Here is an 11,007-nt window from a genome sequence, read left to right as displayed (position 1 = left end):
TTATAGTAGGGTATTAGAGGTTGTTGTGCATGTCCCCCTCTAGAGGGGGTAGGGGGAGGAATAGTCAAATGATTACAATCTTATACCCTAACCCCTTAAACATCCCAAGTCTCGCCCTTTTCCTTCGCAATCTTCTTCCTCTTACGTTTGTCCAATAAAACCAAAAGCGCTGGGAGCAAGGTAAGATTCGAAATCAGGGCAATAATCAAGGTAATTGATAATAGCAATCCTAAAATCATGGTACCACCGAAAGTGCTTGCTGTAAATATGCCAAAGCCAAAAAATAAGACCAAGGCAATATGAGTCATACTGATGCCGGTCTCACGAATGGTATCAGAAATCACTCTAGATGTGCTAAAACTGGTGGTTTGTAATTCTTGCTGGTAGCGAGTCAGGAAATAAATAGTTTGATCTGACGCCAAGCCGAAAGCAATGGTAAATATTAAAATAGTGGATGGCTTTAGCGGAATATTGAAAAATCCCATTAAACCGGCTGTAATAATTAGCGGGACAATATTCGGCAAAAGCGAAATAAACATGATTTTCAAATCTTTAAACTGCCAAAGACGAAGCATTGAGATTAAGAAAATGGCTAAAAGTATGCTTTCAACTAGGTGGGTTAACATATAATCGGTTCCCTTCGAAAAAATGATGCTCGAGCCGGTCATGAGTACATCAAAACGCTCGGGATTGAGAATTGAATCGATGCGGGGTTTCAACTCTTCCATCAGCTCATTCATGCGTTTGGAACCTACATCTGCCATTTGGAAGCTAACACGCGCCACCTGCTTATTGCTATCAATAAATCCTTTTAGCATATCATTATTCCCGCCTGAATTAGCCAAATAGCTTAACACAAAGTTTTTTTCCATATCATTTGGGATGCGGAAAAATTGCGGATCCCCATTATAGAATGCTTGAGAGGCATATTTTAAGGCTTGATTTAATGAAATTGAACGCGAAAATTCTGGATATGCCGAAATCATCTCTTCCATGCGATCTACTTTTTTGATCGTAGAAAGATTCAATACGCCATTTTTCTTGCGCGTATCAATCCCAATTTCTAATGGTAATATTCCCTCGAAATTCTTCTCAAAAAACTGAAGATCTCTGATAATTGGTGAGTTTTGTGGTAAATCGTCGACCACATAGCCATTTACATTGATTTTTAAAACTCCAATTGCCGAAATAAGGGTAATGAGTATCGTGGCAACGTAAATCAATTTACTGCGATTATGTACTAAATCATCTGTTTTAACCAATAATCGTTGTAAAAAGCCGTTGTCATGTTCTTCTTGGGCTTTTAATTTCGGTGCTGGCAAATAACTGAAAATTATCGGAATCAAACAGAGGCAAATAAACCAGGTAAACATCACATTTAAGGCTGCAACCACCCCAAACTCAACCAAAAGTGCGCTTCCGGTGAAGTATAAAACTCCAAATCCGATAGCAGCTGTAATATTTGCAATTAAAGTAGTCTCAGAGATTCGTAAAATGGTGACATTTAGTGCTTTGTCCTTGTCGCCATGCTTGCGAAGTTCATTATGATATTTATTGAGCAATAAAATACTGTTGGGAATACCAATAATTACAATGAGCGGGGGAATTAATCCCGTTAAAATGGTGATTTCATAGCCAAACATGACCAAAGTGGCCAGACTCCAAATTACACCCACAATCACCAATAAAATTGGGAAAAGAACAGGATAAAGTTTGCGGAAAAAGAAAAATAAAATCACCGCCGCCACTAATATTGAAAGTCCGAGGAATAGTACAAACTCCTTAGAAACCAACTGACTAACTGCCGTCCTGATGAATGGTAATCCGGAATAATGCACTTCATTTTTGGTCTTATCACTGTATGCCTTCGCCTTAGCGAGAATCGACTGAATTACTGGTCCCCTTTGCTTGGTATTTAAAACCTTAAAATCAATGTTAATTGCCATTAAAGTGGCATTACTCTGCTTGTTGTATAGGAGCCCTTCATAAAAAGGAAGCTCATACATACGCTGCTTAATGCTATCCATCTCGGCATCAGTTAGCACGGCTTTTCCGCTTAATTGCTTAAGCACAAAACGCTGATTGGTAGTATCTTTCTGTAAATCATAAAGATTACCGATAGAAAGAACCTGCTTTATTCCTTCCAATTTTTGAATATCATCGGCAAGAGCCTTCCAAGCATTAAATTGCTCCTTTTTGAATAAATCAGGCGTGCTAACACCTAAAACCATCATGTTGCCATCTTCACCAAACTGACTCTTAAAATTATTATAATCAATAAAAGCGGAGTCGGTAAGCGGTAAAATCTTGCTTCCCGTATAGGATAATTTAACAGAACTCGCTTTCCAGGTCATGAATACCGTGATCAGAAAGAAAGCTATAAGGATAGATATACGATTAGAAAGTATAAATTTGGAAAATTTATTCCACATACGGGTTGTTTTAGGTTGTAAGCGTGTACAAAGCTAACAAAACTACAAAAATTCTTAATTTGCTGTTTAATTATGTGTTTTTTAGAGTATAAATAGCTGATTTTGGCTTCGATTTTGAGTAGATATGTCTAAAAACATAAATCCTAATAATGCATGAAAAGGTTTTTAAAAGGGTTTTATTTTGCCTTTAATGGGATTAAATATTCCTTTAAAACACAGTTGAATTTTAGAGTTCATGCTTTTTTAGGGGCTTTAGCACTGATTATAAGCTATATTCTTCAAATCGCGATATGCGAATGGATTTGGATAATTGCTGCGATTTCACTGGTGCTTATTGTGGAGTTGATCAATACAGCAATCGAAACTTTAGTTGATTTAGTTTCACCGGAATTTAATCCCAAAGCGGGATTAATTAAGGATATTTCGGCCGCTGCGGTATTGATTTCGGCTATTTTTGCATTCCTTGTGGGATGTTTTATATTTTTACCTAAACTATTTCATGCTTTATAAAACCCGGGGCATCGTTTTCAAAACAACTAATTACTCTGAGAGTAGTGTGGTGGTGCAGGTATTTACTGAAAAATTTGGGCTCCAATCTTACCTAATTAATGGGATAAAAAAGCCAAAATCGAAGATTAAGTTGAACAGTCTGCAGCCATTACATCTCCTCGATATGGTTGTTTATCATAAATCAACGGGAGGCATTCAGCGGGTATCGGAGCTTCGGCATCAGCCTGTATTTTTAACTATTCCCTATGATATTGTTAAAAGCTCTATCGTTTTATTTTTAAATGAGGTGCTTTATAAATCATTGAAGCAGCATGAGGCAGATGGAGTTTTATTTGAGTTTTTGTTTCATGCTATTGAGATTTTGGATAGCGTTAGCGCGGGACTAGCAAATTTTCATCTGTACTTTTTGCTTCGTTTGACGCGCTTTTTGGGTTTTTATCCCGATATGACTCAGGCTAAGGATGGCGCTTATTTTGATTTGATGGATGGTAGATATGTAAACCACCAGCCCCCACACATTTTATTTTTAGAACCGGCTTATGCGGCGGTCTGGACCTCTATCATCAATTCCAATTTTGATGATTTAGAAAATTTAAAAATTTCTGGCGCAGCAAGAAAATTTTTATTGGAGAAGATTTTGGCATACTATCGCTGTCATGTGGAGGGTTTCGGACAAATACGATCGCATGAGGTGCTGGAGGAGGTGATGGGCTAGGTTTTCTGAGCCTAATAGATTATAAAGGATGCTTTTTTAAAATGTAATACCTTATTTTAGAGTTAATTAGCATTATTTTTCAAATTAATTTTGTGAATTTAAATGCTAAGTCTATATTTGCAGTCCCAAAAGGGGAGATTAGCTCAGCTGGTTCAGAGCACCTGCCTTACAAGCAGGGGGTCACTGGTTCGAACCCAGTATCTCCCACACTGAAAATCAAGCACTTACATTAATTTGTAGGTGCTTTTTTTATGCGGTTTACATATTGGTTTACACAAACCTTGTTTGAGAGATCGTTACGGAGGATACTTAGAATATAGAGTTTTAAATTCTTAAACGGCAGGAATCTCTCATTGGTCGTAACTTTGTATTCAAAGTTAAATCTTAAATTAGTGCAAAAAACTATATAAAACACACTTAATTGATAGTTTTGATAAAAAAATTATATTCACTATTCATTTAGGAAATTTGAAATAATGAGTCCTCTTAAAATAATTAAAATTATAAGATCTACAATTGGACTAATCTTATTTGGTTATTATAAGTCTTCCAGCGCTATTCCAATCTTTGATAGAAAAGTAACTATTGAAGATTATATGTTTTTTCTTAAAAAAACAACGATTAATTCTTGGGATGAACTTAAAAAACCATGTTTCGTAGATGGAATTATTGATCAAGAACCTTATTCAAACACTAGAATCACTTCCGATTTAAATTTTAACGATAAAATCTATATGACATTAACTCAAAATAAAGAAAAATTTGAATATTGGATAGATTTTGAGCAAAAAGATGGTGTGATAAAATTTGTCAATATTTCAACTGGTAATAATTTCGGACTTGTTACTTGGAATTTAATTCTAACCATAGTATTAATTTACATTTCTATCTATTTTGATTTCTATCTCATTCTAGTTGCATGCTTAATAATAATTATGAGATTATATACTTTCATGATTATTCGTAATAGCAATATCCTCCTAAAATTACATCTGGAATATATCTTTAAAATCTATTTTATAAAACTTAAAACGGGGGTAATCGTTTAATATTAAAACCCATTTTAAAAACAAGGCTTCTAATTAAAATTTTTTTATTGAATTTAAATTAGTTTAAGACTATTCTAAAGTTTACTATTAGTACTTTTTCAAATACATGTATGAAAGGATTCTCGTATAAAAAGATTTATATCTATTTACAGCACCTTGTAGTTTAAACTACTCCGAATATATAATGTATTTTAGGCTTATGATTGAGGTTTTTTATTCACTTCAATCCATACAATCATAATTATACATACACTACAAATTAAGCCCATTGCTAAGCTTCCACCAATATATCCTGTTGAAACTGCCACGGATGTTCCTACACTTTCATAATCGCCATTAGGAAGTTCTTTTAAATATGTGCCGTTATCTGTTAACTCTTTATTTCCTATTTCTTGAGCTTCATACCAAGAATAAAATGCTACAGTTGCTAATAATGATTGCAAAAAGATTGACCTTAAAAAAGTTAATATTTTTTTCATGTTGGATTATTTATCTGATTTATTTAATAAATATAAAATTAAAACACTTCTTCTGCTATACCCAAGAGTTCTGCTCCTCCAAATAATAATGCTGCTAATGGTATGTAGCCATAAAATAATGCACCACATCCAATTAATCTAATAATGGATTTGATAAAGCTGATAATAAAGTGTGTTTTAGCCGAAGATGCTTTTTCTTGAAATTTCATAAATGTATTTTTTAAATTATTTACCTTGCCGCTAGAATAGATAGTATCTTATTAACATGGCATTAAATTTATTTTTTTCACCACGGATTTGCCATAATCCTCTCTGCTTCCTCTCTGCTTACATTCCTGTTTTCCATTATTTCTTTTAAAGCTTGTTCTTTTATTTCCAAATTCCTCTTTGAGCTTTGCTCAGACTGACTTTTAGGTCCTTGATGTTGTGTCTTGGCTTTTCGTTCTGTGAAACCAAGATCTAAAGCTGCTTTTATAGCTGCTGAAATTGTTAATCTTCCTTTTGGTTCTTCATCTTTTGGCTTATTTTTCTGATCAGATATATCAAGTTCTAACTCAATTTCTTTAGCCACTGGAATTGTTAGGGGTCTATTTAAATGTATTTTTCCATAATGAGTCCACGATGATTCTTTAGGCATGGAAGCATATGTTGCTTTAACTCTTTCATTAAGCCTTCTAAACTTTTCAGCATCACTAGCATCTATATTAAACCCAATAATGTCATTCACAACAAAGTGTTTCACTTCGAAGTTTGTAGCGTCTTTTAATAGGTTTACTTCTTGCTTATACTGAATAGCGATTTTATTACATAGACTTATCCAATTAAAATCTGTACACCTTGGATCGGTAACAAGGTTAAACTGAATTGTTCCATTAGTATAACCAGTGTATGTTGGAAGATAACCATTTAACATTGCCCATTTTTTAGCAATATTCCCTTGGAAGTAATTATTTATGTCCTTTGCATTCCAAGTAGCAGGTTGTTGACCTCCAGTTTTTATAAATACGTGAAGTTTAATGTTTGAAGAGCCTGATTCCTCCAGTTTTTTCTGTTCATCTTCCAAACGGCACTTTTCTTCATAATCTGCTTCAAAATACCCATTCAAAATAAGATCGTTCCAATAGTGGAATGTGCTTGGTATGTTTGATAGGTAATGTCTTACTCCTTCACCTAGGTCATTACATCTAAGAGGGGTTTCATCTGGAAGAATAGATAATAAGGATTGCTCTAAGTCATTTATACTATTGGCAGAAGCAATCTCCTCAGGCTTTAACCAAATTCGAGCATATACTAGTATTTGGTTGCACTTGGCCTTGGTAGACAATTGTCGAAACCTTTCACGAAAGTAGGTAGCCATGAACATGCAAAGCTCTTCTCGATCTTTAATTGCGGAGGCATATAAGTATAATTTAACATGATAAGTGTACTCGTCAATCTTTGACAAAATTGGAAGAAATCCTATATGAGCCCATGCTTTAGCATAATTGGTAAAGGTAGATTCATTGATTTTCTCAACATCAGGTGTAGGTGCTTGTATAAGAAAGTGCTTATAATTAGCGATGGTTTGTTTGTTCATTGTATGAAATTTTAAGTTAAAAAATCACACCAAGAAAAATTTGAAAGGAAATTACGTTTCATTTTGACTTTAATTGTCCTCATCTAACTTTACCACCGTGGTGTTTCTCACTCGGTTGGTACCTTTTCAGGATTCTTGATGATTGGTTGTTATTTAATTTTGTTCATTATTAAAGCTAATGATGCCATTTTGTTGAACATCAAGATGAGTGGGGATATCTCTGTCTTTAGCTGCTTTAAATAGAGCAATTAAATAAAGGGACTGACGATGAACACCAAATATGCCCTGCTTTTTTGCCTCAATACATTTCTGACTGAGCTCCTCATCATTAAGTTTTTGAAAAGCTTGGGAATAATTTTCAATGATTTCTGCGTCGCCATCGCGACCTGAATAAATTTGTGATAACATAATGCAAATAATTTAAGTTAATAAATATTGCATAACGATAAAAATGAGGGATACAGGTTTAAGTTTATTTTGATTCTGTAAATCCGCATTGTTTTACCACCGTGGTGTCTTTCACTCGGTTGGTGCCAGTATCAATTAAGACTGACTCGAAATGCAATACAAAGCTATAAAATAAGTATCAATAACAAAAAAGTATTAATAATAATTTTTTCGGGAAGGCTGATTCCTTGCCCTTAGGACTCTAGGATAAATACAAATCAAAAACGATGTTTTATTTTTAAGAAAAGAGACGTTGAAGGAAGAATTAAATTTTGGAGAGAAATCCAAAACCTTATTAGAGAGTAGTATAAAATAAAACCATGCGAAAGAAATTGAATGTGTATAAGCTAGTACACCCGGCTATTGTTACCTATTTTCTTAATTAGAAAAAATAGCTGTATTTGGAATCAACAGAATTTCTTTCACACGGCATTATCTTAACAATTTGATTGGAAAGTTAAACCCTCGAATAAACAAATTGTGGGACTTAGGTAGATGATAGTTTTCAACAGCTTTCAACTAGTTTTCTGCCTATTGCAATGATATAAAAGTAGGTATAATAAATGACAATTGCAAGTTAATTACCTCATTTATAGAGTTTTACAATAATAAAATTAGTTATTTACGATAACGAAACTAATGATGCCGCATGTCGAATACTTTATATAAGTTTTCTTAGTACACGTATCCGCTAAGCTTAATATACCTGAAGTACAAGATATTGGTTAATTAACTTCCATATCTTATATATATAGCATTAATACCAAAATTTTTAAAATATCAGGCTTTTATAGAATACCCCCCTATGCTCTAATTTTTTTAATTAGACACCCCCTATAAATAATCTAAACTAACTTTTTTCATTTTTCCTCATATAGAAGAGAGAGAAGCCTAATCCCTCTCAATACCCTCTCTACAATCTGAGACATCGACACATCCCCCTGGGTGTGATCACAGGATGCTCATTAATCTATTTTTTCACCCCTTAAATCATTATTAAAATGGTAACAGTAAAAAATTATGTTGTGCGTCTTAGAAAAGATGGCACTGAGTTCGTAGCTCTTGAGCTTATTGGTGGTCTTGAAATGATCAAATCTAACACAACAGAGAAATTCTATGCAACTATGAGGAAGTGTAGTGTTCCTTCCACATTTGACGAAGAAACAGCAAAGCTATTTGTGGGTTCACAGCTCCCAGGAGAAATCGTCAAACTTGAATGCGATCCTTATGAGTTTGTGAACAAGCGCACAGGTGAACTCATGATGCTTAATCATACGTACGCTTATCAAGCTTCTGAAAATGAAGTGGCAGTAGGTAATACTCGTGTGACTGAGCTCGAGATGGCCTAAATCTATTGCTTTTGATGTTCCCCTTTCATCCTAAGCAATATTCTCTCATAAGGGGGAAAGACGGAGATAGCCCTTGAATGGGCGCTCCTTCTTTTGTTTTACACCTAAATCTAAACATGTATGAATTTACAAATAGCACAACGCAAAAATGCCAAAATGAAAATGGCATTAATGGGTCCCAGTGGCTCAGGTAAAACCTATTCTGCTCTACTCTTAGCTTATGGAATCAGTAAAGACTGGTCTAAGGTGGTAATTATAGACACTGAAAACCATTCAGCTGATCTTTATTCTAATCTAGGACCTTATTATGTCTGCGACCTATCTACACCCTTCAACCCTGAAAGGTATATTGAAGCATTAAAGCTTTGTGAGAAATCTGGAGCTGAAGTAATTATCATTGACTCTGTAAGTCATGAATGGGAATACCTTTTGGATTATCATTCTAATTTACCTGGTAATTCCTTTACTGCATGGAGCAAAGTTACACCTAGACACACAGCCTTTATTCAGGCTATTTTACAATCACCCGTACACATTATTCTCACCTGTAGAACTAAACAAGATTATGTCCTTGCAGATAAAAATGGAAAGACTGTGCCAGAAAAAGTGGGATTGAAATCTATTCAGCGTGATGGATTAGAATACGAAGCAACACTTGTATTTGATCTGGATATTAAGAATAATGCCACCTCTTCAAAAGATAGGACAGGCTTATTTCAAGGAAAGCCAGAACTGAAGCTCAGTTCAGCTATAGGAGGACAAATTGCTGAATGGTGTTCTGCAGGACAAGCATTTACAGAAGAAATGCTATTTGAAAAAATCAAGGAAGTGACTTCCTTAAAGGAGCTATATGATCTCTATAAGCAATATCCAACGCTCCAAGAGAGCCTTAAACCCAAGTTTGAACAACGTAAACTACAATTAACTCTTTAAATTATGGAAAACACATTAATTAGAATTGAACCTAAAGTGGAACTACTCGAACAGCCTAATAAAGCCTTTATAAAAGCAAACTCAATTGCTTGTTCTCTAGAAGAAATAAAAAGGCTACATCACATACCTGTATTTGTTAAAACTAACGAAGCAGCCATTTCTCAAGTTGACTTTATAGAAACTACTGCAAACCTAATATCAGACTTGTTTCCTAATGAACAAATCAATAATCCTCAAATTAGGTTATCTCACGCCGTTAAAGGGAGACTTCCAGAAGCAAAGAACAAAAGTGCTTCAGAGCTTGAGGAACATGAAAAAACAATTTACTATGAACGGATGGCATTTACTATTGAAATTCCGTCTATTCAAGATAATATCAATGGTAATAGGCTCTCCCTTACAGTAGGAGGAGTAAAAGCCTACAATCTTGAAAACCTGAATGCCAATAGTGGCTCAGACCAGCATTTTAAAGTGTTTATTGGATTCCAAAATAAGGTGTGCACTAATATGTGCGTATCTACGGATGGTTTTCTTGGAGACCTCAAAATCAAAAGCCTCAACCAGCTATCTGCTTCCATGGATTATCTATTTCAAAGTTATGCAGCAGCTGAGCATCTGAATCAACTTAAGCGATTCACTCAGTTTAGTCTTACAGAGCAACAATTTGCTCTACTTGTAGGTAGGTGCAGAATGTATCAGCATTTACCAAGAGCCATCAAGGAGCAAATTTTCCCTGAAAGCCTTTCCTTAACTGATACACAGATTGGTTCTGTAGTTAAAGATTATTATTGGGATCAAGATTTTGGTTCAGACAGCTATGGCACATTGAGCCTCTGGCAACTTTACAACCTCTTCACTGGGGCTAATAAGAGCTCATACATTGATAGTTTCTTGGATAGATCAGTAAATGCACATGAATTTGTCAAACAGCTCCAATATGGTCTAGATAACAAGCAAACCAATTGGTTTTTAAACTAAATTATGAATAGAAAACTATCATTTTACGATGAAAGAACACTCCTTCTGGTAAGCAGAAGGGGTGTTTTACGACAATTACATGTTCCATTTCAAGTGAAAGCGGTACAGGCTATAGGAATTATTAAAGAGGGTACGATTGTATACGTTGAAGCTGTTGCTCAACATAAGGAGCATAAAATAATGTATAGGGTGCTGAATCAATGGATTCCTTATTGTAATTTTCAGTTGATAATTCAGTAGGAATTAAATCTTTCCCATAGGGTTTAAGATTTATTAGATGCGTTATTAAACTTTTTAAGAAATAGTTCATTTTACGGATTCCCGTAAGTTATTCTCGTTGAATTACTAGAATTTTGAACAATCCAACAATCTAGAATTTATTCAATGCTAACAATGAAAAATGTGTTATTATGCGTGATTTCACACGAATAACGTAAAACCATATTTCTTTTTGCTAAACATTTAGTATTATTGAAAAATGAGCTTTTAGTTTAAAAATTATCTAAAATAATATGTAAACTATTCCAAGACTAAAAAAT

General features: G+C 34.4%; 11 protein-coding genes, 1 tRNA gene and 2 riboswitches. Of the genes, 7 read left to right on the top strand and 5 right to left on the bottom strand.

Annotation, left to right across the window (positions count from 1 at the left end; genetic code table 11):
- Nucleotides 1-95: 95 nt before the first annotated feature.
- Nucleotides 96-2,354, bottom strand: coding sequence for an MMPL family transporter (locus tag QZ136_RS06455; protein ID WP_291401623.1), 2,259 nt, complete (start codon nucleotides 2,352-2,354; stop codon nucleotides 96-98).
- A gap of 231 nt (nucleotides 2,355-2,585) precedes the next feature.
- On the opposite strand from QZ136_RS06455, the gene QZ136_RS06450 reads away from it, so the two are divergent.
- The 4 genes from QZ136_RS06450 to QZ136_RS06435 all read left to right on the top strand — a co-directional run bounded on the left by QZ136_RS06450 (nucleotide 2,586) and on the right by QZ136_RS06435 (nucleotide 4,706).
- Entirely contained in the window at nucleotides 2,586-2,942 is a 357-nt protein-coding gene (locus QZ136_RS06450; protein WP_291401621.1) for a diacylglycerol kinase family protein, read from the top strand.
- The gene (gene recO / locus QZ136_RS06445) at nucleotides 2,932-3,657 is read left to right on the top strand and encodes a DNA repair protein RecO (RefSeq protein ID WP_291401618.1); all 726 of its coding nucleotides are present in this window, start codon (nucleotides 2,932-2,934) and stop codon (nucleotides 3,655-3,657) included. The genes QZ136_RS06450 and recO overlap by 11 nt, the downstream gene beginning before the upstream one ends.
- Before the next feature lie 132 nt (nucleotides 3,658-3,789).
- A tRNA-Val gene (locus QZ136_RS06440) sits at nucleotides 3,790-3,864 on the top strand.
- 389 nt (nucleotides 3,865-4,253) lie between these two features.
- The gene (locus QZ136_RS06435; RefSeq protein WP_291401617.1) at nucleotides 4,254-4,706 is read left to right on the top strand and encodes a hypothetical protein; all 453 of its coding nucleotides are present in this window, start codon (nucleotides 4,254-4,256) and stop codon (nucleotides 4,704-4,706) included.
- Nucleotides 4,707-4,903: 197 nt separating this feature from the next.
- On the opposite strand, the gene QZ136_RS06430 is transcribed toward QZ136_RS06435, so the two are convergent.
- From QZ136_RS06430 to QZ136_RS06415, 4 genes are all read right to left on the bottom strand, one after another.
- On the bottom strand, nucleotides 4,904-5,185 hold the full coding sequence (locus QZ136_RS06430) for a hypothetical protein (protein WP_291401615.1): 282 nt from the start codon (nucleotides 5,183-5,185) through the stop codon (nucleotides 4,904-4,906).
- A 38-nt stretch (nucleotides 5,186-5,223) separates the two neighbouring features.
- On the bottom strand, nucleotides 5,224-5,394 hold the full coding sequence (locus tag QZ136_RS06425) for a hypothetical protein (protein WP_291401613.1): 171 nt from the start codon (nucleotides 5,392-5,394) through the stop codon (nucleotides 5,224-5,226).
- Between the two features lie 77 nt (nucleotides 5,395-5,471).
- Nucleotides 5,472-6,761, bottom strand: coding sequence for a hypothetical protein (locus QZ136_RS06420; RefSeq protein WP_291401611.1), 1,290 nt, complete (start codon nucleotides 6,759-6,761; stop codon nucleotides 5,472-5,474).
- A gap of 49 nt (nucleotides 6,762-6,810) precedes the next feature.
- Nucleotides 6,811-6,908, bottom strand: a riboswitch (SAM-I-IV-variant riboswitch).
- A 6-nt stretch (nucleotides 6,909-6,914) separates the two neighbouring features.
- Nucleotides 6,915-7,169, bottom strand: a complete 255-nt coding sequence (locus QZ136_RS06415) for a hypothetical protein (protein ID WP_291401609.1) — start codon at nucleotides 7,167-7,169, stop codon at nucleotides 6,915-6,917.
- Between the two features lie 55 nt (nucleotides 7,170-7,224).
- Nucleotides 7,225-7,329, bottom strand: a riboswitch (SAM-I-IV-variant riboswitch).
- A 1,003-nt stretch (nucleotides 7,330-8,332) separates the two neighbouring features.
- On the opposite strand from QZ136_RS06415, the gene QZ136_RS06410 reads away from it, so the two are divergent.
- From QZ136_RS06410 to QZ136_RS06400, 3 genes are all read left to right on the top strand, one after another.
- Nucleotides 8,333-8,557, top strand: coding sequence for a hypothetical protein (locus tag QZ136_RS06410; RefSeq protein WP_291401607.1), 225 nt, complete (start codon nucleotides 8,333-8,335; stop codon nucleotides 8,555-8,557).
- A 120-nt stretch (nucleotides 8,558-8,677) separates the two neighbouring features.
- On the top strand, nucleotides 8,678-9,490 hold the full coding sequence (locus QZ136_RS06405) for an ATP-binding protein (RefSeq protein WP_291401605.1): 813 nt from the start codon (nucleotides 8,678-8,680) through the stop codon (nucleotides 9,488-9,490).
- Between the two features lie 3 nt (nucleotides 9,491-9,493).
- Nucleotides 9,494-10,468 (top strand): DUF3871 family protein, encoded by a 975-nt coding sequence (locus tag QZ136_RS06400; RefSeq protein ID WP_291401600.1) that lies wholly within the window; start codon nucleotides 9,494-9,496, stop codon nucleotides 10,466-10,468.
- Nucleotides 10,469-11,007 lie beyond the last annotated feature (539 nt).

It is taken from the genome of Daejeonella sp., assembly GCF_017495225.1.
Taxonomy (GTDB): domain Bacteria; phylum Bacteroidota; class Bacteroidia; order Sphingobacteriales; family Sphingobacteriaceae; genus Daejeonella.
Note: the sequence above shows the minus strand (reverse complement) of the source record. Positions and strands in the feature narration are given on the sequence as shown.